At 71.0% G+C, this 24,484-nt stretch carries 22 protein-coding genes and 1 riboswitch; of the genes, 11 read left to right on the top strand and 11 right to left on the bottom strand.

Annotated elements, in window-relative coordinates:
- Positions 1–225: 225 nt before the first annotated feature.
- Together ACZ6X9_RS02550 and def are read left to right on the top strand one after the other, a co-directional pair.
- A complete protein-coding gene (locus ACZ6X9_RS02550; protein ID WP_436779978.1) occupies positions 226–1,212 on the top strand; it encodes a tetratricopeptide repeat protein in 987 nt (328 codons plus the stop codon).
- Between the two features lie 89 nt (positions 1,213–1,301).
- On the top strand, positions 1,302–1,931 hold the full coding sequence (def, locus tag ACZ6X9_RS02545) for a peptide deformylase (protein ID WP_469776068.1): 630 nt from the start codon (positions 1,302–1,304) through the stop codon (positions 1,929–1,931).
- A 67-nt stretch (positions 1,932–1,998) separates the two neighbouring features.
- On the opposite strand, the gene ACZ6X9_RS02540 is transcribed toward def, so the two are convergent.
- The 3 genes from ACZ6X9_RS02540 to ACZ6X9_RS02530 all read right to left on the bottom strand — a co-directional run bounded on the left by ACZ6X9_RS02540 (position 1,999) and on the right by ACZ6X9_RS02530 (position 6,023).
- Positions 1,999–2,430, bottom strand: a complete 432-nt coding sequence (locus ACZ6X9_RS02540) for a YciI family protein (protein WP_469776067.1) — start codon at positions 2,428–2,430, stop codon at positions 1,999–2,001.
- Positions 2,431–2,604: 174 nt separating this feature from the next.
- Entirely contained in the window at positions 2,605–3,618 is a 1,014-nt protein-coding gene (locus tag ACZ6X9_RS02535; RefSeq protein WP_469776066.1) for a ribonucleotide-diphosphate reductase subunit beta, read from the bottom strand.
- Positions 3,618–6,023, bottom strand: coding sequence for a ribonucleoside-diphosphate reductase subunit alpha (locus ACZ6X9_RS02530; RefSeq protein WP_469776065.1), 2,406 nt, complete (start codon positions 6,021–6,023; stop codon positions 3,618–3,620). Before ACZ6X9_RS02530 ends, ACZ6X9_RS02535 begins: the two co-directional genes overlap by 1 nt.
- A 173-nt stretch (positions 6,024–6,196) precedes the next feature.
- Positions 6,197–6,297: riboswitch (adenosylcobalamin-variant (AdoCbl-variant) riboswitch) on the bottom strand.
- A gap of 367 nt (positions 6,298–6,664) precedes the next feature.
- Between ACZ6X9_RS02530 and ACZ6X9_RS02525 the strand changes: the two genes are divergently transcribed.
- Positions 6,665–7,093, top strand: coding sequence for a hypothetical protein (locus tag ACZ6X9_RS02525; RefSeq protein ID WP_469776064.1), 429 nt, complete (start codon positions 6,665–6,667; stop codon positions 7,091–7,093).
- A gap of 135 nt (positions 7,094–7,228) precedes the next feature.
- Here ACZ6X9_RS02525 and mctP read toward each other — a convergent pair whose 3' ends face one another.
- On the bottom strand, positions 7,229–8,854 hold the full coding sequence (gene mctP / locus ACZ6X9_RS02520) for a monocarboxylate uptake permease MctP (RefSeq protein ID WP_469776063.1): 1,626 nt from the start codon (positions 8,852–8,854) through the stop codon (positions 7,229–7,231).
- A complete protein-coding gene (locus tag ACZ6X9_RS02515; RefSeq protein ID WP_469776062.1) occupies positions 8,851–9,126 on the bottom strand; it encodes a DUF3311 domain-containing protein in 276 nt (91 codons plus the stop codon). Before ACZ6X9_RS02515 ends, mctP begins: the two co-directional genes overlap by 4 nt.
- A 243-nt stretch (positions 9,127–9,369) precedes the next feature.
- On the opposite strand from ACZ6X9_RS02515, the gene ACZ6X9_RS02510 reads away from it, so the two are divergent.
- Complete coding sequence (locus ACZ6X9_RS02510) at positions 9,370–10,026, top strand: HAD family hydrolase (RefSeq protein WP_469776061.1); 657 nt, start codon at positions 9,370–9,372, stop codon at positions 10,024–10,026.
- A gap of 79 nt (positions 10,027–10,105) precedes the next feature.
- Positions 10,106–10,480, top strand: coding sequence for a VOC family protein (locus ACZ6X9_RS02505; RefSeq protein WP_469776060.1), 375 nt, complete (start codon positions 10,106–10,108; stop codon positions 10,478–10,480).
- Between the two features lie 70 nt (positions 10,481–10,550).
- Here ACZ6X9_RS02505 and ACZ6X9_RS02500 read toward each other — a convergent pair whose 3' ends face one another.
- Together ACZ6X9_RS02500 and ACZ6X9_RS02495 are read right to left on the bottom strand one after the other, a co-directional pair.
- The gene (locus ACZ6X9_RS02500; protein WP_469776059.1) at positions 10,551–11,726 is read right to left on the bottom strand and encodes a radical SAM protein; all 1,176 of its coding nucleotides are present in this window, start codon (positions 11,724–11,726) and stop codon (positions 10,551–10,553) included.
- Between the two features lie 340 nt (positions 11,727–12,066).
- Positions 12,067–12,837, bottom strand: coding sequence for a GntR family transcriptional regulator (locus ACZ6X9_RS02495; protein WP_469776058.1), 771 nt, complete (start codon positions 12,835–12,837; stop codon positions 12,067–12,069).
- A 241-nt stretch (positions 12,838–13,078) separates the two neighbouring features.
- Here ACZ6X9_RS02495 and ACZ6X9_RS02490 point away from each other — a divergent pair, with 241 nt between their 5' ends.
- From ACZ6X9_RS02490 to ACZ6X9_RS02475, 4 genes are all read left to right on the top strand, one after another.
- Positions 13,079–14,350, top strand: coding sequence for an extracellular solute-binding protein (locus ACZ6X9_RS02490; RefSeq protein ID WP_469776057.1), 1,272 nt, complete (start codon positions 13,079–13,081; stop codon positions 14,348–14,350).
- 97 nt (positions 14,351–14,447) lie between these two features.
- A complete protein-coding gene (locus ACZ6X9_RS02485; protein ID WP_469776056.1) occupies positions 14,448–15,425 on the top strand; it encodes a carbohydrate ABC transporter permease in 978 nt (325 codons plus the stop codon).
- Positions 15,422–16,252, top strand: coding sequence for a carbohydrate ABC transporter permease (locus ACZ6X9_RS02480; RefSeq protein WP_469776055.1), 831 nt, complete (start codon positions 15,422–15,424; stop codon positions 16,250–16,252). The genes ACZ6X9_RS02485 and ACZ6X9_RS02480 overlap by 4 nt, the downstream gene beginning before the upstream one ends.
- Positions 16,253–16,262: 10 nt before the next feature.
- On the top strand, positions 16,263–17,762 hold the full coding sequence (locus ACZ6X9_RS02475) for a glycoside hydrolase family 3 protein (RefSeq protein WP_469776054.1): 1,500 nt from the start codon (positions 16,263–16,265) through the stop codon (positions 17,760–17,762).
- Positions 17,763–18,424: 662 nt separating this feature from the next.
- Here the strand turns inward: ACZ6X9_RS02475 and nagB are convergent.
- Both nagB and ACZ6X9_RS02465 read right to left on the bottom strand, forming a co-directional pair.
- Positions 18,425–19,207, bottom strand: coding sequence for a glucosamine-6-phosphate deaminase (nagB, locus tag ACZ6X9_RS02470; protein WP_469776053.1), 783 nt, complete (start codon positions 19,205–19,207; stop codon positions 18,425–18,427).
- Between the two features lie 80 nt (positions 19,208–19,287).
- Positions 19,288–20,049 (bottom strand): SDR family oxidoreductase, encoded by a 762-nt coding sequence (locus ACZ6X9_RS02465; RefSeq protein ID WP_469776052.1) that lies wholly within the window; start codon positions 20,047–20,049, stop codon positions 19,288–19,290.
- 83 nt (positions 20,050–20,132) lie between these two features.
- Here ACZ6X9_RS02465 and ACZ6X9_RS02460 point away from each other — a divergent pair, with 83 nt between their 5' ends.
- Entirely contained in the window at positions 20,133–20,783 is a 651-nt protein-coding gene (locus ACZ6X9_RS02460; RefSeq protein ID WP_469776051.1) for a TetR/AcrR family transcriptional regulator, read from the top strand.
- A gap of 459 nt (positions 20,784–21,242) precedes the next feature.
- Positions 21,243–22,712, top strand: a complete 1,470-nt coding sequence (locus tag ACZ6X9_RS02455) for a sensor histidine kinase (RefSeq protein ID WP_469776624.1) — start codon at positions 21,243–21,245, stop codon at positions 22,710–22,712.
- Positions 22,713–22,887: 175 nt separating this feature from the next.
- On the opposite strand, the gene ACZ6X9_RS02450 is transcribed toward ACZ6X9_RS02455, so the two are convergent.
- The gene (locus ACZ6X9_RS02450) at positions 22,888–23,145 is read right to left on the bottom strand and encodes a WhiB family transcriptional regulator (RefSeq protein WP_004937597.1); all 258 of its coding nucleotides are present in this window, start codon (positions 23,143–23,145) and stop codon (positions 22,888–22,890) included.
- Positions 23,146–23,465: 320 nt separating this feature from the next.
- The gene (locus ACZ6X9_RS02445) at positions 23,466–24,434 is read right to left on the bottom strand and encodes a diacylglycerol/lipid kinase family protein (RefSeq protein WP_469776050.1); all 969 of its coding nucleotides are present in this window, start codon (positions 24,432–24,434) and stop codon (positions 23,466–23,468) included.
- Positions 24,435–24,484: the final 50 nt, after the last annotated feature.

The following is a 24,484-nucleotide window of genomic DNA, read 5'->3' as shown; positions in this document are numbered from 1 at the left end:
CGAGAAATCGAGAAATACTGACGGGAAAGCGGGATCGGGGGGTGTGATGAGCGCTGTCGCGGCGTATGCGTCGTGGTGGGCGCGGCTCCCCGGCACGGCGGCCCGGCCCGCGGGCCGGACCGTCAGCAAGGCGTGGCGGGCGGCCGTCGGGGAGGACGGCGCCGGCCACCTGGGCCATCCGGCGTGGTTGCACGCGGAACGTCGACACACCAGCAGGCGGACATCGTGAGGATCTTCGGCAGGGTACGGCACCGGCCTTCCGCCTCGTGGCGGCAGGCCACCGACCGTGCCTTCACGCTCATCGGCGACGGCCGGTACGAGGACGCCGGCGCGCTCCTGACGCGCGCCGCGGACATGGAGCCGTGGCTGTCCGAGTCCTGGTTCAACCTGGCCCTGCTGCACAAGTTCCGGCACGACTGGGAGCAGGCCCGCGCCGCCGGGCTGCGCGCGGTGGCGCTGCTGGACCGGGACGCGGGCGCCCCGGACTGGTGGAACGTGGGCATCGCCGCCACCGCCCTCCAGGACTGGCCGCTGGCCCGCCGCGCCTGGCAGGCGTACGGACTGCGGGTGCCCGGCGAGGGCGGCCCGGCCGGCGAGCCGCTCGGGATGGAGCTGGGCAGCGCGGCCGTCCGGCTCTCGCCCGAGGGCGAGGCCGAGGTGGTCTGGGGCCGCCGGCTCGACCCGGCCCGCATGGAGGTGCTGTCCATCCCGCTGCCGTCCTCCGGCCGCCGCTGGGGCGAGGTCGTACTGCACGACGGCGTCCCGCACGGCGAGCGGGTGACCGCCGCCGGGCCCTCGTACCCCGTGTTCGACGAGATCGAGCTGTGGGCGCCCTCACCGGTGCCGACCTGGGTCGTCCTGCTGGAGGCCGCCACCGAGGCGGACCGGGACGCGCTGGAGCGGCTGGCGGCCGACGCCGGGTTCGCCGCCGAGGACTGGTCGTCCTCGGTGCGGCTGCTCTGCCGCACCTGCTCGGAGAGCCGGATGCCCAGCGACGAGGGCGACGGCGAGCACCTGGACCCGCACGACCACAGCGAGCCCGGCCACCCCGGCCCGCTCGGCCACCGCACGGCCGGCTCCGGTCTGCTGTGGGTTCCCGAGCGCGAGTGCGGCATCGCGGCCCCCGCCGGGCTGGTCCGCGGGCTGCTGGACGGTTGGGTCGCGGACAGCCCCGACACCCGCGAGTGGCGGGATCTGGAAGAGGTCTGCTGAGCGCCGGGCCCGGTCCGCTTACCCTGGACGGGCCCCGGGCTCCGGGGCGTGACAGTGCATTCGGGTTGTGAGAGAGGCGTACGGCGGCGATGGCGCAGCGAGAGACCGACCAGCCGGTGAACGACGAGTTCATCGTGGACACCGAGGACTGCGAGGAGCGGGAGACCGCGCACCGCGAGCGCGGCACGTCCCGTCCGATCACCGTGGTCGGCAACCCCGTCCTGCACAAGGAGTGCAAGGACGTCACGGAGTTCGACGACGAGCTCGCCCGCCTCATCGACGACATGTTCGCCAGCCAGCGGACCGCCGAGGGCGTCGGCCTGGCCGCCAACCAGATCGGCGTCGACCTGAAGGTCTTCGTCTACGACTGCATGGACGACGAGGGCGTCCGGCACGTGGGCCACGTCTGCAACCCGGTCCTGGACGAGCTCCCGGCCGACCGCCGGATCCTCGACGACTCCAACGAGGGCTGCCTCTCCGTCCCGACCGCGTACGCCCCGCTGGCCCGCCCCGACTACGCGGTGGTGCGCGGCCAGGACATGAAGGGCAACCCGATCGCCGTCCAGGGCACCGGCTACTTCGCCCGCTGCCTCCAGCACGAGACGGACCACCTGTACGGCTACCTGTACATCGACCGCCTCTCCAAGCGCGACCGCAAGGACGCGCTCCGGCAGATGGCCGAGGGCACGCCGCGCTACCCGGTCGTCCCCAACGACTGACGGGCCCCGGGCGGGCGGCGCGAACGGACCGGGCGGCGTGGAACGGGCCGCCCGGCCCCCCGCTCGTTCAGGCGCCGCCACCGCCGCCCCCGCGCAGCCGTTCGCGGAGCGCCTCCTCGCGGGCGGCCTCCTCGGGCGGTAGCACGTCGGACGGGAAGTCGGACGGTTCGAAGACGCGCCGGAGTTCGACCACGCCCTCCCGGAACGGGATCCGAGCCGCCCACTCCCGGGCCTGGTCCATCGAGTCCACCCGGATCACCCAGTAACCGGCGATCAGCTCGCCGATCTCGTCGAACGGCCCGTCGATCACGCTGGGCTTCCCGCCCGCGAACACCACCCGGGCGCCCTCCGAGGACGCCCACAGCCCGTCGGCGGCCAGCAGCGCTCCCGCCTTGGCCAGGGCCTCGTTGTACCGCTGCATGTCGGCGACCTCCTCCCGGGTCGGCAGCACGCCGGCCTCGGACTCCTCGGTCGCCTTGACGATCATCATGACGCGCATCAGGTGTGTCTCCTGTCCCGTTGCTGCCCCCTGACGACCAGCCTCCCCGCAGGTGGCGGCGGTCCGGGCGCCCCGGCCGACGTGTCGCCGGTTTTTCGCGAGGGTGCCGCACAACGGGAGCGGGCCCTCCCGGAGAACTCCGGAAGGGCCCGCTCGTCACCGAGGCGTGCCGGCTCAGAACTCGTCGTCGAACGCGACCGTGCCCTCGACCGCCACCTGGTACGCGGAGGCGCGGCGCTCGAAGAAGTTGGTCAGCTCCTGGACGTTCTGCAGCTCCATGAAGGAGAACGGGTTCTCCGAGCCGTAGACCGGGGCGAAGCCGAGGCGCTGGAGGCGCTGGTCGGCGACGCACTGGAGGTACTCGCGCATGGACTCGGTGTTCATGCCCGGCAGGCCCTCGCCGCACAGGTCGCGGCCGAACTGCAGCTCCGCCTCGACGGCCTCCTTCAGCATGTCCGTGACCTGCTGCTGCAGCTCGTCGTCGAAGAGGTCGGGCTCCTCCTGGCGGACGGTGTCCACGACCTCGAACGCGAAGTTCATGTGCATTGTCTCGTCACGGAACACCCAGTTGGTGCCGGTGGCGAGACCGTGCAGCAGACCGCGCGAGCGGAACCAGTACACGTACGCGAACGCGCCGTAGAAGAACAGGCCCTCGATGCACGCGGCGAAGCAGATCAGGTTGAGCAGGAAGCGACGGCGGTCGGCCTTCGTCTCCAGCCTGTCGATCTTCTCGACCGAGTCCATCCACTTGAAGCAGAACTGGGCCTTCTCCCGGATGGACGGGATGTTCTCCACGGCCGCGAAGGCGGCGGCGCGGTCGTCCGGGTCGGGCAGGTAGGTGTCCAGCAGCGTCAGGTAGAACTGGACGTGCACGGCCTCCTCGAACAACTGCCGCGACAGGTACAGCCGCGCCTCGGGGGAGTTGATGTGCTTGTACAGCGTCAGCACGAGGTTGTTGGCCACGATCGAGTCGCCGGTCGCGAAGAACGCGACGAGCCGGCCGATCATGTGCTGCTCGCCCGGGGAGAGCTTGGCGAGGTCGGACACGTCGGAGTGGAGGTCGACCTCCTCCACGGTCCAGGTGTTCTTGATCGCGTCGCGGTAGCGGTCGTAGAAGTCCGGGTACCGCATGGGGCGCAGGGTCAGTTCGAAGCCCGGGTCGAGCAGGTTCTTCTGTTCGTTCGACATTACTGGCAGGCCTCGCAGGACTCGGGGTTTTCCAGGGAGCAGGCGATGGCGTCCGCGTCGGGCGCGGCCTGCTGGACGGGGACGGGGACGGTGGCGGCCGCGCCGGCAGACCGGGCGATCCGGGTCGCCGGGCGCGAACGCAGGTAGTACGTGGTCTTGATGCCCTGCTTCCAGGCGTACGCGTACATCGAGCTGAGCTTGCCGATGGTGGGCGAGGCCATGAACAGGTTGAGCGACTGGCTCTGGTCCAGGTACGGGGTGCGGGCCGCGGCCATGTCGATCAGGGCGCGCTGCGGGATCTCCCAGGCGGTGCGGTAGAGATCGCGCACCTCCTGCGGGATCCACGCCATGTCCTGGATCGAGCCGTTGGCGTCGGTCATCGCGTCGCGTGTGGCGCGGTCCCACACGCCGAGCTTCTTCAGGTCCTCCACCAGGTAGGTGTTGACCTGGAGGAACTCACCGCTGAGCGTCTCGCGCTTGAACAGGTTCGACACCTGCGGCTCGATGCACTCGTAGACACCGGCGATGGACGCGATCGTCGCGGTCGGCGCGATGGCCAGCAGCAGCGAGTTGCGCATGCCGACGGAGGCGATCCGGGCGCGCAGCGCGTCCCAGCGCTCCGCCCAGGTCGGCTCGGTGTTCGGGTAGTGGTCCGGGTGCAGCACGCCGCGCGCGGTGCGGGTCGCGGACCAGGCCGGGTGCGGGCCGTGTCGCTCGGCGAGGTCGGCGGACGCCTCGTACGCCGCGAGCATGATCCGCTCGGAGATCCGGGTGGACAGCGCCTTCGCCTCGGAGGAGTCGAAGGGCAGCCGCAGCCGGAAGAAGACGTCCTGGAGACCCATCAGGCCCAGACCGACCGGGCGCCAGCGGGAGTTGGAGTTCCCCGCCTGCTCGGTCGGGTAGAAGTTGATGTCCACGACGCGGTCGAGGAAGGTGACGGCCGTGCGGACCGTGCGGTCCAGCTTCGCCCAGTCCATCTCGCCGTCCGCGCCGAGGTGGGCGGCGAGGTTGACGGAGCCGAGGTTGCAGACCGCGGTCTCGCCGTCGTCGGTGACCTCCAGGATCTCCGTGCAGAGGTTGGAGGAGTGGACGACCTGGCCGGGCTCGGCGGTCTGGTTGGCGGTGCGGTTGGCGGCGTCCTTGAACGTCATCCAGCCGTTGCCGGTCTGCGCGAGGGTGCGCATCATCCGGGCGTAGAGCACCCGCGCCGGAATGGTCTTGACGGCCTTGCCCTCGGCCTCGTACTTCCGGTACGCGGCGTCGAACTCGTCGCCGTAGAGGTCGACCAGGTCCGGGGTGTCCGCCGGGGAGAACAGCGACCAGTCGGCGTCCGCCTCGACCCGGCGCATGAACTCGTCCGGGATCCAGTGCGCGATGTTGAGGTTGTGGGTGCGCCGGGCCTCTTCACCGGTGTTGTCGCGGAGCTCCAGGAACTCCTCGATGTCCGCGTGCCAGGTCTCCAGGTAGACGCAGGCCGCGCCCTTGCGCCGACCGCCCTGGTTGACGGCGGCGACGGAGGCGTCGAGCGTCCGCAGGAACGGCACGATGCCGTTGGAGTGGCCGTTGGTGCCGCGGATCAGCGAACCGCGCGAGCGGATCCGGGAGTACGAGAGGCCGATGCCGCCCGCGTGCTTCGACAGCCGCGCGACCTGGTGGTAGCGGTCGTAGATCGAGTCCAGCTCGTCCAGCGGCGAGTCCAGCAGGTAGCAGGACGACATCTGCGGGTGCCGCGTGCCGGAGTTGAAGAGCGTGGGGGAGGAGGGGAGGTACGAGAGCGTGCTGGTGAGGCGGTAGAGCTCGGCCACGTCCTCCAGGGCGCGGACCGAGTGGTCCTCGGCCAGACCGCAGGCCACACGCAGCAGGAAGTGCTGCGGCGTCTCGATCACGTCGCGGGTGATCGGGTGGCGGAGCAGGTAGCGGCTGTGCAGGGTGCGCAGACCGAAGTAGCCGAAGCGGTCGTCGGCGCCGTCGGCGAGCGCGCCCTCGACGAGGGCGTCCAGGCGCTCGGCGTGCGTGCGCACGAACGCGGCGGTGTCGTCGGCGATCAGGCCTTCGCGGTGGCCGGTGGCGACGGACGCGGAGAAGGAGACCGCGCCCTGCCCGGCCGCCTCCTGGGCGATGGCGAGCGTCAGGAGCCGCGCGGCGAGCCGCGAGTACTCGGGCTCCTCGGAGATCAGCCCGGCCGCGGCCTCGGTGGCCAGCGAACGCAGTTCGGCCTCGTCCGACCCGGGGTGCCGGCCGCGCAGCGCGGCGGCGGCGACCTTGCCGGGGTCGGTGGCGGGCAGATCGGCGGTGAGCTCCGTCAGGGTGCGCAGGAGCGCGGTCCCGGGGCCGCCGGTCGCTACCGTGTCCGCCTCGGGCGCTGAAACCGGACCTGAAGCAGGTTCCGCGGGCGCGATCGTCACGTGTGGCTCTCCCTCGCTCGGCTGGGGGCCTCGGTGGGAGGGCAGGGGGGCGCGCACGCGCAGCCGACGGCGTACGGAAGCCGTACGAGGCGTGCGCGCGGGCGTCCACCGGCCCAACCCGCGAGGCCCGGACGTGTTCAGACGCCGTACCGGGCGGGCCCGGTGCTGGCGTGCTGCCGGCAGGTCCTCGGACTGCGGAACGGGCGGATTGGGCCCGTACGTACACCGTTGCGGGACAGTTCCGGATTTCCACCGGATTCCCCTGCGGCGACAGCGAGCACGAGCATACATCTAGTGCCGACGGTCGCGCGTGCCCCCACATGTTGTGTCGTCACGTCATGGGACGGTCGCGGAATGTGCTATCGGGAGGGGGCTTCGAGGCCGCCGTTCACGGAAGCGATCGCCGCTCGCCGGGCGGGAGACGGGAAGGGCGCCCGGGCTTCACGAAAGCGTAGGAGCGGTGCGGGAGCCGGCGGCGGACGACTCCGTCACGGCGCGCAGCGCTCACCCTCGCCGGCAGGAGATCGATCACACCGCCGCGAGCCGCCGGACGGGGCGACGAATCGCCGGCCGCGGCGGAACCCCCACGCCCCGGGGATATCCGCTGTCCCGTGAACCGGGCCTCCCCTACCGTGGCCCGCATGACCGATCTTCCCGTTCCTGTACGAGAGATATGCGTCCTCATCCGGCTGAACCGTGGCGCCTGCGGTCCCTATGCGCACATCGTCGCCGACTTCGAACCGCCCGGCCCGGACGGCGGGCTGGAGGTCCGCAGCGTCGTCCCCGAAGACCGGTTGCCCGCGGAGCATCTGCCCGCGCTGCGGGAAGGCCTGCTGGAAGGGCTCGCCGGGGTCGCCGCCAAGGTCGTGATCACCGACGGCACCTACCACTTCGTCGACTCCAGCGACATGGGCTATCGGATGGCCGGAGAGCAGGCGGGCCGGGCCGCCCGCGTCGGCTCCGGTTTGCTGCCGGCGTGGGAGGCGATGCGGGTGACACACGCCGACTGGCCGGGCCGGGCCTGGCTGAAGAGGAAGGGGGGCGGCACCGGGAGCCCGGTCCGTCCGTGACGCCGTCACCGGGGCGTCTGCCCCGAACGGCACCACACGGGGCCGTCGGGGCGGGAGAGACGGGAGAAGGGGCGCGGGGTGCGGGAACGGGCGGGCCAGGGGCCTACGATGCCCCTGGCCCGCCCGTCCGGGGCGTCAGTGCCCGCCCGGCGCTCCCGCCGTCGCCGGGGGCAGTTCGGCCTGGACGCCCGGGTCGCCGGCGTCCGCCGTGTAGTCGGACGCCTTCGTCTCGTCCACGCCGTCCGGTGTGCCGAGCGCCTTGAACACAAAGGTCAGCACGACCGCGACGAGCACGTTCAGCGCGAAGGCCGTGAGCCCGATATACCCCTTCTCCCCGATGAGGGGGATGAGGTTGGTGTTGCCGAAATGGTCCTGCGTGGCGCTCGGGGTGTCGTACGCGCGCCACGTGCCGTACAGCATGCCGGCCGCCCAGCCCGCCAGCAGGGCCCAGCGGTGGAACCAGCGTGTGAAGAGCCCGCCGACCAGGGCGGGAACCGTCTGCAGGATCCAGATGCCGCCCAGCAACTGGAAGTTGATCGCCACCGTCTTGTCCATGGTGAGCACGAAGACCAGGGCGCCGACCTTCACCAGCAGGGACGCCAGCTTGGAGACCTTCGCCTCGTGGGCGGGAGAGGCGTCCGGGCGCAGGAAATCCTTGTAGATGTTGCGGGTGAACAGGTTGGCGGCGGCGATGGACATGATGGCCGCCGGGACCAGGGCGCCGATGCCGATCGCCGCGAAGGCGACGCCGGTGAACCAGTCCGGGAACATGTCCTCGAAAAGCTGCGGAATGGCCAACTGGGCGTTCTTCACCTTGATACCGGCCGCGACCGCCATGAAACCGAGCATCGCGAGCAGCCCCAGCATCAGCGAGTACAGCGGCAGGATGGTGGTGTTGCGCCGGATGACGTTGCGGTTCTTGCTGGAGAGGACGGCCGTCACGGAGTGCGGGTAGAGGAAGAGGGCCATCGCCGAACCGAGGGCCAGGGTCGCGTACGCCCACTGCGCGTCCGGCCCGGTGACCAGGGCGCCGCGCGGCTTGCCCGTGTCCGGGTTCTTGACGGAGAACACCTCGCCCGCCTTGGCGAAGACGTCGTCGAAACCGCCGAGTTTGACGGGGATGTAGATGATGGCGACCGCGATGACGATGTAGATCAGAGCGTCCTTGACGAACGCGATCAGAGCGGGGGCCCGCAGCCCGGAGGAGTAGGTGTAGGCCGCGAGCACGCCGAAGGCGATGAGCAGCGGCAGGTCCTTCATGAACCAGTTGGACCCGCCACCGATCCCCATCACGTCCAGCACGGCCTGGATGCCGACGAGTTGCAGCGCGATGTAGGGCATCGTGGCGAGGATGCCGGTGAGGGCGAGCGCCAGCGACAGTCCCCGGGAGCCGAAGCGGCCCCTGACGAAGTCGGACGAGGTGACGTAACCGTGCTTGTGCGACACCGACCACAGGCGCGGCAGGAAGGTGAAGACGAGCGGGTAGCAGAGGATCGTGTACGGCACGGCGAAGAACCCGGCCGCGCCGCCGGTGTAGACGGCCGCCGGCACGGCGACGAAGGTGTACGCCGTGTACAGATCGCCGCCCAGCAGGAACCAGGTGATCCAGGTGCCGAACGAGCGCCCGCCCAGACCCCATTCGTCGAGATTGTCGGCGTGCTCCGCCCGCCGCCACCGCGCGGCGTAGAAACCCATGACCGTGACGGCCAGGAAGAAGATGATGAACACGGTGAGCGCGACACCGTTGACGCCGTCCTTCACGGCCGCCCACCCCGCTTCCGCTCCCGCTCCTGGCGGCGCACGAGCACGTAGGCGATGGTCGTCAGCGCCGTGGAGACGATCACCCAGAGCATCTGGTACCAGTAGAAGAACGGGATGCCGATGAACGCCGGCGTCAGCCTGGCATAGGAATCGACCCAGAGCATCGCCGCGAACGGCAGGGCGAGACAGACGCCCGCGACGACCATCGGGAGGGTCACGACCGGCTTGCGACGGCCGTCGGCGGGTGGTGCGGAAGCGGGTGGTTCGGACATGCGACGGCTCCGTCCCCGTGCGGTCGGCGGCATGGCGCGACGCTCGCGGAGCGATTCCTCGCGGCGCGATCATTCGCGTAATGCGCACGAAATCTAGGTGAGGGAGCCTCCGGTCGTCACCCCCTGTCCGGATATCGGTATGACAACATCAAGTTCCCTGACATGCCGGGGCGCTGGGTGCGCGCCCCGGGCTCCCCGACCGCGGCCGGGCGCGCCCCCGGCCCCGCGCATAGGCTGCAAGGTATGCGCGACAAGCCCTTTGACCTCGTCATCTTCGACTGCGACGGCGTTCTGGTGGACAGCGAGCGGATCTGCGTGCGCGTGGAGGCGCAATATCTGGCCGAGTTGGGGGCACCGTTCACCGAGGCGGAAATCACGGAGAAGTTCGTGGGGTCCCCGGCGGAGATCATGCGCGAGGCGGTCGCGGAACGCCTCGGCCGGCCGCTGCCCGCCGACTGGTGGAAGCCGTACGAGCAGCGCTACGTGGACGCCTTCGCCGCCGAGCTGACGGCCGTGGAGGGCGTCGCCGAGGCGCTGGGGGAGCTGGACGTCCCCTTCTGCGTCGCCTCCAACGGCGATCACACCGCCGTCCGGCAGAACCTGCGGCTCACCGGCCTCCACGGCTTCTTCAAGGAAGGGTGCGTCTTCAGTGCCGAGGACGTGGCACGCGGCAAGCCCGCCCCGGACCTCTTCCTGCACGCCGCCCGCGCCATGGGCGCCGACCCGGGCCGGTGTGCCGTCGTCGAGGACAGCCGGTACGGCGTCCGGGCCGCTCGTGCGGCGGGGATGCGGTCCTTTGGTTACGCCGGTGGACTGACGCCCGCCGCCTGGCTGGAGGGGCCGGGCACGGTCGTCTTCGACGACATGCGGAAGCTGCCCGCGTTGCTCGGCGCGGGGTGAGCGGGACCGGTCGGAGGCGGCAACACGGCTGTGGGCAACGGTGCTTGTCGAGGTCAGTGGTGTCTGCAATGATCGCGGGATGGTGAGTATCGGAACGCTGGTCCTGGGCGTCGACGACATGGAGCGGGCCGCCGGGTTCTGGTCCGAGGCCCTCGGTTACGTGCCACGCGACGGTGCGGTCGACGCGTCCTTCACCGTCCTGGTACCGGCCGTCGGCGGCACCGGTCCCCGACTGGCGCTGATGCCCAGCGACACGCCGGCCGAGCGGTATCCGCGCGTTCACCTCGACCTGTACGCGGACGACGCCGCCGAACAGGCCGCGGAAGTCAAGCGGTTGCTGGCACTCGGGGCCCGACGGGTCGACTGGGACCGCTATCCGGAGGACCCCGATTTCGTCGTCCTCGCGGACCCGGAGGGGAACCGCTTCTGTGTGATCGACATGAGTCACGGCTGATCCGCGACCGATCGGCAGTACATCGACGGCCGTTCGGCAGCCGGTCTGTGGCGGGTGCCCGCGCCTTCCGTCAGAGGAAGTCCGCGTGCAGCGTGGACGGCACCTCGGCCGCGTACGCCCGCAGCGCGTCGTCCAGGGAGGCGCGCCCGCAGAGGAGCAGCTCCATCAGCTCGTTCTGCGGCCGGTAGAAGCAGGATCCGCACAGGGCGGTGGACAAGGGATCGGTGGCCTTCCAGGCGGCGCGGGCGGCACCGTCCAGGACCTCCGCCCACCCGTCCGCGACGACGTCGCCGAGCCGGTAGCGGGGGTCGGGGCTCACCTGGGGACACGGGTAGAGCCGTCCCGCGGCGTCGACGGTGGCCGTGAAGCCGCTGTAGTGGCAGCGGCCGAAGCGGACCCCGGGGGCGTCGGCGGACGGGACGCCGGCGGAGTGCGGCAGCCGGACCTCGAACGCGTCGTCCGCGAGCAGAGCGGCCCGGCGCAGGGCCGGGGCGGTGCCCGCCGGGCTCTCGTGCGGGGCGGTGTCGAAGCGTATGTAGTGGGCTCCCGCATCCCGGGCCGCGCGGGCCGCGGCCAGGATCCCGTCGCCGTTGCGTTCGCTGATCACGTAGTGGAAGCCGATGCGGAAGTCGGGGTCGATGGCGGACTGCCGCAAGTCGCCGACGTCGTGGAGGAGTGCGGCGGGCGGCGTCCGGCCGGGTGCGGTGCCGTCGGCCGGGAAGACGGCCTCAGGGCCCGCCGTGAGCGCCACCCGCACCCAGGTGTGGGTGGAGGCCACGCACTCGGCCGTGTCCGGGCGGCCGAGCCGGGAGCCGTCGGTGACCAGCCCGAGGCGCAGCCCGGCCTCGTGGCCCGCGTCGCAGACGGCCGGGTAGCCGGGATGACGGGTGGCCTCGCGGGCACCGCGGAAGGTCACCGCCCGGCCGCCGCAGGCCGCGAAGTCGCGCAGGAGGGAGACGGCCTTCGCCGTCGGGAGGGCGCTTTCCGCCGGGGTGTTCCCCGGGGCCGGTCCGGCGGGGTCCGTTCCGTTCCGGCTTTCCGGCCCCGAAATGGCGGAAGGTCCCATGAGGTCGAGCCGCATATGCACCGGCCGGATTTCCCGGCCCGCGACGAAACGGCGCAGCAACGCGCCGTGCGCGAGGACTTTCCGCGGGGAATGCGCCGGGCCGAGACCGGGCGCGGAAGGCCGGCCGCCGTCTTGGGAAGCGGTCCCGTCACGGCTCCGCACGCCCGCGGTGTCGTCCATGATCGTCCTCTCGCGAGGCAGCGGTCGGGCGCCGGTGACACTATGAGCCGCCGTCATGAGCGTCAAGCCGTCATGAGTGTCAATAGGAATGGGCCGGGAGACGGGCGTTCCGCCTGGCTTCCGCAATCGTCCCGCCGGGCTCCCGTAATCCTCCTGCCGGGCTTCCGTAATCCTCCCCCTGAGCCCGGCATTCGTCGCGCCGGGCTCACGGGGTAATCCCGCGGATCCCGGCATTCGTCCCGCCGGGCTCAGTCGGTAATCCCGCAGAGTCCGGCATTCGTCCCGCCGAGTCCGGCCGCCGTTCTCCGGACGGCCGCCGGACGACGGCACGGCGCGCGGCCTATTCCGCCACGGGCCGCCGCAGCCGGGCGACGAACTTGTAGCGGTCCCCCCGGTAGACCGACCGCACCCATTCGACCGGCGCGCCGTCCGCGTCCAGCGAGTGGCGGGACAGCAGCAGCATGGGGAGGCCCACGTCGGTGCCGAGCAGCCCGGCCTCGCGCGGGGTGGCGAGCGAGGTCTCGATGGTCTCCTCGGCCTCGGCCAGGTGGACGCCGTAGACCTCGGCGAGTGCCGTGTACAGCGACGTGTACTTGACGAGGTTGCGGCGCAGCGCGGGGAAGCGCTTGGCCGAGAGGTGGGTGGTCTCGATGGCCATGGGCTCGCCGCTGGCCAGTCGCAGCCGTTCGATGCGCAGGACCCGGCCGCCGGGCGTGATGTCGAGCAGGCCGGCGAGGCGGTCGTCCGCCGTGACGTAGCCGATGTCGAGGAGCTGCGAGGTGGGTTCCAGGCCCTGAGCCTTCATGTCCTCGGTGTAGGAGGTCAGTTGGAGTGCCTGGGAGACCTTGGGCTTGGCGACGAAGGTGCCCTTGCCCTGGATGCGTTCCAGGCGCCCCTCGACCACCAGCTCCTGAAGGGCCTGGCGCACCGTGGTGCGCGAGGTGTCGAACTCCGCGGCGAGAGTGCGTTCGGGTGGCACCGGCGTGCCGGGGGGCAAGGTTTCGGTCATCTCCAGCAGATGACGTTTGAGCCGGTAGTACTTGGGGACGCGGGCCGTTCGCACACCGCCGGCGGTGCTGCCGTTCTCCGCTGTCCCGCCCTCGGTCGCCATGGCGTGCCTTCCCGACTCCGATCCTGCTGCCGTCACCGGCTCCTCCGTCTATCGCGGTCACATGGTGGCACGGGCAGTGCCCGAGGGGACCGGAGACGCCCAGGTCGGCCCTCAGGTGTCGGTCCGGTAACGGAGCCGACAGCGACTCTTATACACCCTTGACACCCCAAAAGGTCTAGGCCAAGCTGCGGGCACTGGTCTAAACCATTAAAGACCACTTTTCGGTCCTGAGGAGAGTGCTGTGAAGCGTGGGCTCATAGCGGCGACAGGTGTCGCGGCCTTGTTGGTGAGTGTGGCTGCTTGTGGGTCCGACAGCGGCGACAAGGATGCCGGTTCCGGGGACTCCAAGGGCAAGACCCTCACCGTCTGGTTCATGGACGGCTCGAACCCGCCCAAGTGGACCGAGGCCGTGAAGTCCGAGTTCGAACAGAAGACCGGCGCCAAGCTGGATGTCCAGGTCCAGAAGTGGGACAACATCCAGCAGAAGCTCACCACCGCGCTCTCCGAGTCCACGCCCCCCGACGTCTTCGAGATCGGCAACACCCAGACGCCCTCCTACGCCGCGACCGGTGGCCTCGCCGACCTCGAGGACCTCAAGAAGGAGATCGGCAAGGACTGGACGGAATCCCTCAACAAGCCGTCCGTGTTCGAGGGGACGCAGTACGCGGCACCCTGGTGGGCCGCCAACCGCGTCGTCATCTACAACAAGAAGGTCTTCGCCGACGCCGGCGTCAAGGACATCCCCAAGACCCGCGCCGACCTCTTCAAGGCGTTCGAGGCCATCCGGAAGAAGGGCGACGCCGAGCCCCTCTACCTGCCCGGCCAGAACTGGTACTTCTTCGACGGCCTGACCATCGGCGCCGGTGCCGACCTGGTGAAGAAGGACGGAAACAAGTACGTCTCCAACCTCGCCGACCCCAAGGTCGGCAAGGCCATGGAGGTCTACAAGCAGTACCAGGCGTTCAGCAAGGCACCGAAGGACAAGGACGAGGCCACCCCGCAGCAGGCCGACGTCTTCGCCAAGGGCAAGACCGGCGCCTTCATCGGCATGGGCTGGGAGGCCAAGACCGCGATCAAGGCGAACCCGGCGATCGAGAAGGACCTCGGCTTCTTCACCCTCCCCGGTGAGACCGCCGACAAGCCCGAGGGCGTCTTCCTCGGCGGCTCCAACCTCGCGATCGCCGAGCGGAGCAAGAAGAAGGACCTCGCCGAGGAGTTCCTGAAGATCGCGCTGTCCGACAAGAACGAGGGCGCGCTCGCCCAGGAGGTCGGCTCGATCCCCAACAAGGAGTCGCTGCTCTCCCGGGTGAAGGGCAACCCGGCCGGCGAGGCCGCGGCCCCGGCGGCCAAGGGCGGCGGCACCACGCCGCTGATCGCGGAGTGGGCGGCGGTCGAGAACGCCCCCAACCCGATCAAGGCCTACATGACCGCCGTACTCGAAGGCAAGTCGCCCGAGGACGCGGCCAAGCAGGTCGAGGGCGAGATGAACAAGCGCCTCAGCCAGAAGCAGTGACCCGCGCGGGCGGGCGGGGTGCGGGCCGGACACCGGCCGGCGCCCCGCCCGCCCGGCACCACGCACCACCGTTGTACAGGGGAGAAGGCGGACGACGATGTCAGCGCAGACCGAAGAGGCGGCGGCCCGGCCCGCCGTCCGGACCGGCAAGGGCGGTGCGCCGCCGGCCGAGGGGACGCCCCGGCGGGCCGGCAGGGCGATCCCGTACCTGCTGATCCTCCCCGCCGCCGTCTTCACGGTGCTGCTGCTCGGCTGGATCATGGTGCAGAACGGCCTGCTGTCGTTCCAGAACCTCAACCGGCGGCAGCTCATCCGGCGTACCACCGAGTGGATCGGTGTCGACAACTACGCGGACACGCTGGGGAACGAGGAGTTCTGGCGGGTCACCCTCCGGTCCGTCGTCTTCACCGCGGCCAACGTCACCCTGGTCATGGTCGCCGGCTGCCTGATCGGCCTGCTGCTCGCCCGGCTCGGCAAGCGGATGCGGCTGCTGCTCTCCCTCGGACTGGTGCTGGCCTGGGCCATGCCCGTTGTCGCGGCCACCACGGTCTTCCAGTGGCTGTTCGCCCAGCGGTTCGGCGTCGTCAACTACGTGCTGGACCAGCTCGGCTGGCACTCCATGGCCGAGTACAACTGGACCGGCGGGCAGTTCTCCACCTTCTTCGTGATCACCGTGCTGCTCGTCTGGCAGTCCGTGCCCTTCGTCGCGATCAACCTCTACGCGGCGACGACCACGATCCCCAAGGAGCTCTACGAGGCCGCCGCGCTCGACGGCGCCGGCGTGTGGAAGCGGTTCACCTCGGTGACTTTCCCGTTCCTCAAGCCGTTCTTCTACGCCACGACGTTCCTCGAAGTCATCTGGATCTTCAAGTCGTTCACCCAGGTCTTCGTCATCAACGAGGGCGGCCCGGACCGCCTCACCGAGACCCTGCCGGTGTACGCGTTCGTCGAGGGCATGAACAACCAGCACTTCGGCATGGGCGCCGCGATCTCCATCCTGACCATCGTCATCCTGCTCGTCCTGACCGCCTACTACCTGCGCCTGGTGCTCAAGCAAGAGGAGGACGAGCTGTGAAGCGCTCCCTGATCGGCCGGGTCTGGCCGGGGGCGACGGCGGTCGTCCTGTTCCTCGGCCTGGTCTTCCCCGTCTACTGGATGTTCACCACGGCCTTCAAGGCCAACAAGGACATCGTCGGCGACGCCCCGGTCTGGTTCCCCACCAGCCCGACCCTCGAACACTTCGAGAAGGCCGTGGACGCCGAGGGCTTCTGGACCTTCGTCGCCAACTCGTTCGTCATCACGGGCGTCGCCGTCCTGCTGTCCCTGGCGATCGCGCTGCTGGCCTCCTTCGCCATCGCCCGGATGCGTTTCCGGGGCCGCCGGAGCTTCATCCTGGTGATGATGATGGCCCAGATGGCGCCCTGGGAGGTCATGGTCATCGCGTACTACATGATCGTGCGCGACGCCGACATGCTGAACAGCCTGGCGCCGCTCATCGCCATCTACACCCTGATGGTGCTGCCCTTCACCGTCCTGACGCTCCGCGGCTACGTCGCCGCCGTGCCGAAGGAACTGGAGGAGTCCGCCATGGTCGACGGCTGCACCCGGGCCCAGGCCTTCCGCAGGGTGATCTTCCCGCTGCTGGCGCCCGGCCTGATGGCCACCTCCCTCTTCGGCTTCATCACCGTGTGGAACGAGTTCCCCTACGTCCTCATCCTCAGCAAGGACCCCTCCGCGCAGACGCTGCCGCTCTGGCTCACCGGATTCCGGACCACCTTCGGCGACGACTGGGGCGCCACCATGGCCGCCTCCTCCCTCTTCGCCGTCCCCATCCTCATCCTGTTCGTCTTCCTCCAGCGCAGGGCCGTCGGAGGACTGACCTCCGGCGCGGTGAAGGGCTAGCACTGCACTCATGGACACGCTGACCCGTGATGCGCTCACCGTTCTCCAGCCCGGCTTCACCGGGACCACCCCGCCCGACTGGCTGCTGCGCCGGCTCGGCGAAGGACTCGCCGCCGTCGGCGTGTTCGGCCGCAACGTCGCCACGCCCGGCCAACTCGCCGACCTCACCGCCCGGCTCCGCGCCGAGCGGGACGACGTGCTCGTCGCGATCGACGAGGAGGGCGGGGACGTCACCCGCCTGGAAGTCCGCACCGGCTCCTCCTTCCCCGGCAACCTCGCGCTCGGCGCCGTCGACGACCCGGAGCTGACCCGGGCCGTCGCCCGCGAACTGGGCCGCCGGCTCGCCGAATGCGGCATCAACTTCAACTGGGCACCGTCCGCCGACGTCAACTCCGACCCCGACAACCCCGTCATCGGCGTACGGTCCTTCGGCGCCGACCCGGATCTCGTCGCCCGGCACACCGCCGCCTACGTCGACGGCCTCCAGGCGGCGGGCGTCGCCGCCTGCGCCAAGCACTTCCCCGGCCACGGCGACACCACCGTCGACTCGCACGACGACATGCCCCGGGTGAGCGTCGACCTGCGCACACTCCACGCGCGCGACCTTCCCCCCTTCCACGCGGCCGTGGCGGCCGGCACCAAAGCCGTCATGAGCGCCCACATCCTGCTCCCCGCCGTCGACCCCCGGCTGCCGGCCACACTCAGCCCCGACGTCCTGCACGGCCTGCTCCGCGCCCCCGTCGAGCGGGGCGGCCTCGGCTTCGACGGCCTCATCGTCACCGACGGCATCGAGATGCGGGCGATCTCCGCCACCTGGGGCATCGAGCGCGGCGCCGTCATGGCCCTGGCGGCCGGCTGTGACGCCATCTGCGTGGGCGGCGGACTCTCCGACGAGCTCACCGTCCTGCGGCTGCGCGACGCGATCGTCCGGGCCGTCCACACGGCGGAACTCCCCGAGGAGCGGCTCTCCGACGCCGCGACCCGCGTCCGCGCACTCGCCCGCTGGGCCTCGAAGGCGGGGGAGGGCGCGCGGGAGGGGAGCGCGCCCACCCCCGGCATCGGGCTCACCGCCGCCCGCCGGGCCCTGCGCCTCACCCCGGCCGACGGCCACCGCGCCGCTCCCGACGGCCCGGTCCACGTCGCCGCGTACACGCCCACGGCCAACTTCGCCGTCGGCAACGAGACGCCCTGGGGCATCGCCGCCGACCTGACCCGTCTGCTCCCCGGCACCACGACCGGCACCTACGGCCCGGACACCGCCGACACCGCCACAGTGCTGCGGGACGCGGCCGGCCGCCCGGTCGTCGCGGTGGTACGGGACGCCCACCGCCACCCGTGGATGGCCGCCGCCCTAGCCGCCCTGGTCACCGCCCGGCCCGACACCGTCGTGGTCGAGATGGGCCTGCCCCAGGCCCCGCCGACCGGAGCCCTGCACATCGCCACCCACGGCGCGGCCCGCGTCTGCGGCACGGCCGCCGCCGAGGCAGTGGCAGGCCGCCTGACGATCTAAGCCGAGCCCACCGACCGCCGGGCGGCCGCCCATTGGCTCGACCGGCCCCGCGCGGGTGCCGCATGGTCGGGCCGGCGCTGGGCGGGTGCCGCATGGTCGGGTTGGCGCTGGGCGGGTGTCGCAGAGTTGGCTTGGCGTTGGGTGGGTGCCGCAGGGCTGGCTCGGCGTTGGGCGAGTGCTGCATGGTCGGATCGGCGCTGGACGAGTGCCGCAGGGTTGGCTTGGCGTCGGGCGGGTGCCGAAGGCTCGCCCGAAGCCGGGCGGAGTTCTGAGGGATCGGCGCAGTGCCGGGCGGTCTAGGAGAGCTCGGCCCGGTGCCGGGCGGCTCCGAAGGCTTGCCCGGCACCGGGCGGTTCTCGCAAGGCTCGCTCGGACGACCCCGGCCCTCTCGCTCGGCCTGCCGACACCCGACCGAAACCGCCTGCCCGGCGCCGACGGTCCACCGGGCCGGCACCGCGGCCAGGGCCGCGACCCGCCGGCCTGTCCGGAGACGGCCTGTCCGGAGACGGCCGGTCCGGGACGGCCGGTCCGGGACGGCCGGTCCAGGACGGTCTGTCCGGAGGAACCGCCCGCCTCCGGCGGAAACCGTCCGCCGGGCAAGCCCGGCGTTCTGACCGGCGGGCGGTCCCGGCCTCCCGGCCCCGCCCGCCCCACACCGTGGTCTACAGGCCCTGCCAGCTCGGCTTCGCCGCGTAGGTGGCGCGGAAGTAGTCGGCGAGCCGGAGCTGCGAGGCCGCCGCCTCGTCGACGACCACGGTCGCGTGCGGGTGCAACTGGAGCGCGGACGCCGGGACCAGGGCGGAGACCGGACCCTCGACGGACCGGGCCACCGCTTCCGCCTTGCCCGCCCCGGTGGCCAGCAGCACCAGGTGCCGTGCCTCCAGGATGGTGCCGATGCCCTGGGTGATGACGTGGTGGGGGACCTCGTCGATGCTGTCGAAGAACCGGGCGTTGTCCTGCCGGGTCTGCTCGGTCAGCGTCTTGATCCGGGTCCGGGAGGCGAGCGAGGAACACGGCTCGTTGAACCCGATGTGCCCGTCGGTGCCGATGCCGAGCAACTGCAGGTCCACACCGCCCGCCTCGGAGAGCGCGCGGTCGTACGCGTCGCACGCCCCCTGCACGTCCTCGGCGGTGCCGTCCGGGCCCATGAACGAGGCTTCGGTCAGCCCGAGCGGCTCCACCACCTGGCGCAGCACCGTCGACCGGTACGACTCCGGGTGGTCGGCGGGCAGGCCGACGTACTCGTCCAACTGGCAGATACGGGCACGCGAGGCGTCCAGGGAACCCGAGCGGACCATGCCCGCCAGGGCGTCGTAGACGGGCAGCGGCGTCGAGCCGGTGGCAACGCCGAGCAGAGCGTCGGGCTTGCGGCTCAGCAGGGCGGCGATGGCCTCCGCGATGAGAGCGCCGCCTGCCTTGGCGTCCGGGACGATGACAACTTCCACGCTGGGCCTGCCGATCTTGGGATTGGGGTGGTATAGACCAATCTAACAGAGCCGGGCCCGTGGAGACCGTTGCCCGCGCGCTACAGCAGGGCGCCGCCGGTGGCGTCGATCCACTGCCCTGTTACCCACCGTCCCTCCGGTGAGGCCAGGAAGCCCACGACATCCGCTATGTCCTGCGGCTCTCCGAGCCGCCGGAACGGTGAGAGCCCGGCCATCGCCTCGCGGGCCGCCGTGTTCTCCTCACCGCGCAGCCAGCCGGCGTTCATGTCCGTGTCGACCACGCCGGGGGCCACCGAGTTGACCGTGATGCCGCGCGGGCCGGTCTCCTTGGCCAGGGTCATGGTGAAGACGTCGAGGGCGCCCTTGGTCATCGAGTACGTGATCAGCTCCGTCATCCCCGCCCGGCGGGACAGTCCGGTCGACACGTTCACGATCCGGCCGCCGTCCCGCATGCGCTCCAGGCCGAGCTTGGTGATGAAGAAGGGGGCCTTGGCGTTGACGGCGAAGACGTCGTCGAAATCCTCCGGCGTCGTCTCCGCGATGGGCTTGCGTGCCCCGTCGGTCCCCGCGTTGTTGACCAGGATGTCCACCCCGTTCGCCTGCTCGTCGTAGGCCGCCCACAGCGCCTCCGCATCGCCCGGCACGCCCAGTCGCGCCCGGACCGGGAAGGCGGAACCGCCCGCGGCCGTGATCGCCGCCACCGTCTCCGCGGCAGCCCGCTCGTCCCGCCCGTAGTGCACGGCCACCCGGGCGCCGTCCCGCGCCAGCCGCTCCGAGATCGCCCTGCCGATGCCCCGGCTGCCGCCCGTCACCAGTGCCGTCCTGCCCTTGAGCGCGCCCATGAGAGCCGCCCCCCTCTTTATCTAGGGATCGTTACAGAAAGAAGGTAGCAGAGATTCTTGAGTGAGCGCTATAAAATTGGCGCATGGCGACGAAACAGCGCGGACGTCCCCGGTCCTTCGACCGGGCCACGGCCCTGGAGAAGGCGGTCATGGCCTTCTGGGAGCACGGCTACGAGGCCACCTCCATCACGGACCTCACGCGCAGCATGGGCATCGGGGCCCCCAGCCTCTATGCCGCCTTCGGCGACAAGAAGGCCCTGTTCGGCGCGGCCGTGGAGAGGTACGGCCACACCTACGGCTCCTTTCTCCATCGCGCCCTCGAGGAGGAGCCGACCGCACGCCGCGGGGTCGCGCGGATGCTGCGCGAGGCCGCGGCCGAGTACACCGTGCCCGGCCGGCCGCCCGGCTGCCTGGTCATCACCGCCGCCACCAACGCGACGGAGGCGTCGGCGGACGTGGTGGCGGCCCTGCGCGAGCAGCGGGAGGCGAACGTGCGTGCGATGGAGCGGGCCATCGAGGCCGACAAGGCGGCCGGGGTGCTTCCCGAGGACGCCGACCCGCGTGCCCTCGCCCGCTTCACGGCCACCGTCATCCAGGGCATGTCGCAGCAGGCGCGCGACGGCGCGAGCCGTGAAGAGCTGGAGTCCGTGGCGGAGTTGGCCATCCGGGCCTGGCCGGGGGATGCCCCGGCCGGGGCGTCGACGGGCGGAGTCGCCCACGGGGGCGGGGCGTGAAGAGAGAGGGAGGGCCCGGGAGCGGAGGTGCCCCGGTGGTGGAGGGGGTGTGCCGCGCCACGGGCCGCGGCGCCTGACGGGGACCCTCGACCCCGCCGGCACCGCAGCCCGGAGCTGATATCGACCGGTCCGGACACCGCGGGGTGTGCGGGCCCCGCGTCCGGAGCGGCCGACCGGAGGCCATGGCGCGGTCAGGGCAGAGAGCGCCAGGCCTCGTGCCGCCCTCCTGTGCGGGGAGGGCGGGGCTTTACCTGTTCATTGTGGACTAGACCATTCGCCCCTGTCCATGCCCGCGCGCCGGAACTCCGCGTGTCCCGGCGGCGAATCAGCGATGTCGTGCCGCTCGGGGAGACCCCCGCCGGCGCGGCCGAGCGTGGCGCGCCCGACGGCGCCCGGGTGCGCGGGCACCGGCACCTCCACCCGCCCGCGAAAGCAATTAGGCTCACAGCCGTGCCCTCCATGAACGATCTCGTACGCCAGCACACCGCCCTCGACGGCTCCGATCTCGAATGGCTCCACCTGCTGGTCTCGGAGTGGCAACTGCTCTCCGACCTCTCCTTCGCCGACCTCGTCCTGTGGATCCCCACGCTCGACGGCACCCGGTACGTCTCGGTCGCCCAGATGCGCCCCAACACCGGCCCCACCTCGTACCAGGACGACATGGTCGGCCATCTCGTCCCGCGTGGGCGCCGGCCCATGCTCGACGCGGCGCTGGACGAGGGAAGGATCGTGCGCGAGGGCGATCCCGAGTGGCGCGAGGAGGTGCCGGTCCGGGTGGAGTCCATCCCGGTCCGCCGTGAGGGGCGCGTGCTCGGCGTCATCGCGCGGAACACCAACCTCCTCACCGTGCGGACGCCGAGCCGGCTGGAGCTCACCTACCTGCAGAGTGCCTCCGACCTCGCCCAGATGATCGCCGCCGGAACGTTCCCCTTCCCGGGGCAACAAGTCGACATGGACGCGTCGCCGCGCGCCGGCGACGGACTGGTCCGGCTGGACGCGGACGGCATCGTCCAGTACGCCAGCCCGAACGCGCTCTCCGCCTACCACCGGCTCGGTCTCGCCGCCGACCTCGTGGGGCATCATCTGGGCGAGACCACCGCTCAGTTGGCGCCCTCGCGCGGACCGGTGGACGAGGGGCTCGCGAAGCTCGCCAGCGGCTGGGCGCCGCGCGAATTCGAGGTCGAGGCCAACGGCGGTGTGATCCAGTTGCGGGTCATCCCCCTCAAGCCCAAGGGCGCGCACATCGGTTCGCTCGTCCTGCTCCGGGACGTCACCGAACTGCGTCGGCGAGAGCGTGAGTTGATCACCAAGGACGCCACCATCCGGGAGATCCACCACCGGGTGAAGAACAACCTGCAGACCGTCGCGGCCCTGCTGCGGCTCCAGGCCCGCCGCATCGGCTCGGCGGAGGGGCGCGAGGCGCTGGAGGAGGCCGTACGCCGGGTCGGCTCGATCGCGATCGTCCACGAGACGCTTTCGCAGAACCTCGACGAACGGGTCGAATTCGACGAGATCGCCGACCGGGTGCTCGCCATGGTCGCCGAGATCTCGCCGGGCCGGGTGCACACCCGGAGGACCGGCCGGTTCGGAGTGCTCGACGCGGAGGTCGCGACTCCGCTCGCCATGGTTCTCACCGAGTTGCTGCAGAACGCCCTGGAGCACGGCTTCGGCCCGGGGGAGCAGGGCACGGTCGAGGTGACGGCGGTGCGCGGCGGCACCCGTACCGACACCCGGCTGCTGATCTCGGTCCAGGACGACGGGCGGGGGCTGCCGGAGGGCTTCGACCCGCGCCAGGCCGGAAATCTCGGTCTGCAGATCGTCCGCACCCTGGTCGAGGGTGAGCTCGGCGGCAGGTTCGACATGGTGCCCGCCTCCGAGCGGGGCACCCGGGTCGTCCTCGACCTTCCCGTCCGGCCGGGAAAGCCCTGATCACATCGGTGCCGGCTGAGCGCGAGGCGCCGCCGAGCCGGGCGGCGCCGGGCACAGCACTGAGCCCCGGACCGTGATCGGTCCGGGGCTCAAAGCTTCACTGTGCGGTGCTGGTGGGCGCCCCCGATACGTCAGGGGCACTGCGCGCTGCGGCTCGGGGGCCGAGGGGGCTTCGTCAGGCGGTCGCGTTGCGAGCCCGGTTGCGGGCGGCGCGGCGCTTCATCGCGCGGCGCTCGTCCTCGCTGAGGCCACCCCAGACGCCGGAGTCCTGGCCGGACTCGAGCGCCCACTGCAGGCACTGCTCCATGACGGGGCAGCGGCGGCAGACGGCCTTGGCTTCCTCGATCTGCAGCAGCGCAGGACCGGTGTTGCCGATGGGGAAGAACAGCTCGGGGTCTTCCTCGCGGCAAACGGCGTTGTGACGCCAGTCCATGGCTGCTCCATCTCCTCGTTATTGCGGCTACGTGGCTTGTGAATGTGAACGCTTTCACGAATCCCCCCGCACGGGAAGGGCCGTTACCCAGTCGAGACTGGCCGCGGTCCAGGAAAGAGAGAGGGGGTTCGGGCAATCCGGGAAGCCGAGATGAGCGGCTGTCCCGATCGCCATGAAGAGACTCGCAAACCTCGGCGGCCGACACAACCCCTTCTGGAAAGTTTTTTTTGATTCCTCGGTGTCAGCTAGGTCACAGCCGTACTTCCAGGGGGTGGAACCCAGGCTAAACGTTCGAGTGGAAGGACTTTAGGCCCTCACACTCACACAATCACACGCAGTGCACGACGAACGCCTGTGAACGTCACGCTCGTACGCAATCCGAGGTGGTCACCGTCCATCTGAAAGGGGAGTGGGGCCTGCGAATGCAAGGTGAAGGAACTCTGGTCATGGAGTGACACAGCGTGTCTGCCCTCGGGGCCGCGCTCCGGGGTGGAGGTCAGCAGGCGGGTGATGTGGCGGCCGGCCGTGAGAGTCGAGAGCCTGGTGAGTCCCAGCACGTCAAGGCCGGTGTCGAAGGACGCTCGGGGCAGCGCGTAGATCGGCCGGTTGCCGAAGTACGTCCACGGCGACGTGTTGCAGATTATCGACATGACGAGATTCGCGAGTGGCTCCTCGCCAGGCCGTTCGAGGGTGATCGTGCCGTGCCGCCGGTGGGGCTCGCCCGCGAACTGACGCATGAACTGTCGCACGTACAGGGAGTGTGTCGAACGTTTGCCGCGCTCGCGCTGTTGCTCCACCCGGCCGACGACACCGGCGTCGAAGCCGAGGCCGGCGCAGAAGGTGAACCAGCGGCCTGGCACCCCTTCGTCCTCACTGCCCGGCGTGCCGGTCGCGTGCCCCAGGCCGATGGTCCGCTCGTCACCGTCGCGCAGCGCCTCCAGAAGGGCACCCGCGGCCTCCACGGCGTCGTTCGGCAGCCCCAGCGCTCGGGCGAACACGTTGGTCGAGCCGCCGGGCACCACCGCGAGGCGCGGCAGGCGCTCCGGGTCGGGGCCGTGGTGCAGCAGACCGTTGACGACCTCGTTGACCGTGCCGTCCCCGCCCAGCGCGACCACCAGCTCGGTGTTCCCGCCCTCCGCGGCGGCCCGCGCCAGGTCCCGCGCGTGCCCCCGGTACTCGGTGGTGGCGACCTCGAGCTTGAGGTCGCTGGCGAGCGCGTGCACCAGGACATCGCGCGTACGGGCACTGGTGGTGGTGGCCGAAGGATTGACCACGAGAAGCGCACGCATGCGCGCCAGCCTACCTACCTGTCGGTACACGACCCACCTCAGGTCTCGCC

This window comes from Streptomyces sp. NPDC052910 (assembly GCF_055585605.1).
The sequence above is the reverse complement of the archived record's forward strand: the minus strand, read 5'-3'. Positions and strand labels throughout refer to the sequence as shown.

Coding starts and splice junctions, on each gene's coding strand:
- ACZ6X9_RS02505 (WP_469776060.1), top strand. CDS start 10,106: ATGGTGAGTATCGGAACGCTGGTCCTGGGCGTCGACGACATGGAGCGG.
- ACZ6X9_RS02475 (WP_469776054.1), top strand. CDS start 16,263: ATGGACACGCTGACCCGTGATGCGCTCACCGTTCTCCAGCCCGGCTTC.
- ACZ6X9_RS02510 (WP_469776061.1), top strand. CDS start 9,370: ATGCGCGACAAGCCCTTTGACCTCGTCATCTTCGACTGCGACGGCGTT.
- ACZ6X9_RS02515 (WP_469776062.1), bottom strand. CDS start 9,126: ATGTCCGAACCACCCGCTTCCGCACCACCCGCCGACGGCCGTCGCAAG.
- ACZ6X9_RS02455 (WP_469776624.1), top strand. CDS start 21,243: ATGAACGATCTCGTACGCCAGCACACCGCCCTCGACGGCTCCGATCTC.
- ACZ6X9_RS02450 (WP_004937597.1), bottom strand. CDS start 23,145: ATGGACTGGCGTCACAACGCCGTTTGCCGCGAGGAAGACCCCGAGCTG.
- ACZ6X9_RS02535 (WP_469776066.1), bottom strand. CDS start 3,618: ATGTCGAACGAACAGAAGAACCTGCTCGACCCGGGCTTCGAACTGACC.
- ACZ6X9_RS02445 (WP_469776050.1), bottom strand. CDS start 24,434: ATGCGTGCGCTTCTCGTGGTCAATCCTTCGGCCACCACCACCAGTGCC.
- ACZ6X9_RS02460 (WP_469776051.1), top strand. CDS start 20,133: ATGGCGACGAAACAGCGCGGACGTCCCCGGTCCTTCGACCGGGCCACG.
- ACZ6X9_RS02500 (WP_469776059.1), bottom strand. CDS start 11,726: ATGGACGACACCGCGGGCGTGCGGAGCCGTGACGGGACCGCTTCCCAA.
- ACZ6X9_RS02525 (WP_469776064.1), top strand. CDS start 6,665: ATGACCGATCTTCCCGTTCCTGTACGAGAGATATGCGTCCTCATCCGG.
- ACZ6X9_RS02465 (WP_469776052.1), bottom strand. CDS start 20,049: ATGGGCGCGCTCAAGGGCAGGACGGCACTGGTGACGGGCGGCAGCCGG.
- ACZ6X9_RS02495 (WP_469776058.1), bottom strand. CDS start 12,837: ATGGCGACCGAGGGCGGGACAGCGGAGAACGGCAGCACCGCCGGCGGT.
- ACZ6X9_RS02540 (WP_469776067.1), bottom strand. CDS start 2,430: ATGCGCGTCATGATGATCGTCAAGGCGACCGAGGAGTCCGAGGCCGGC.
- def (WP_469776068.1), top strand. CDS start 1,302: ATGGCGCAGCGAGAGACCGACCAGCCGGTGAACGACGAGTTCATCGTG.
- ACZ6X9_RS02485 (WP_469776056.1), top strand. CDS start 14,448: ATGTCAGCGCAGACCGAAGAGGCGGCGGCCCGGCCCGCCGTCCGGACC.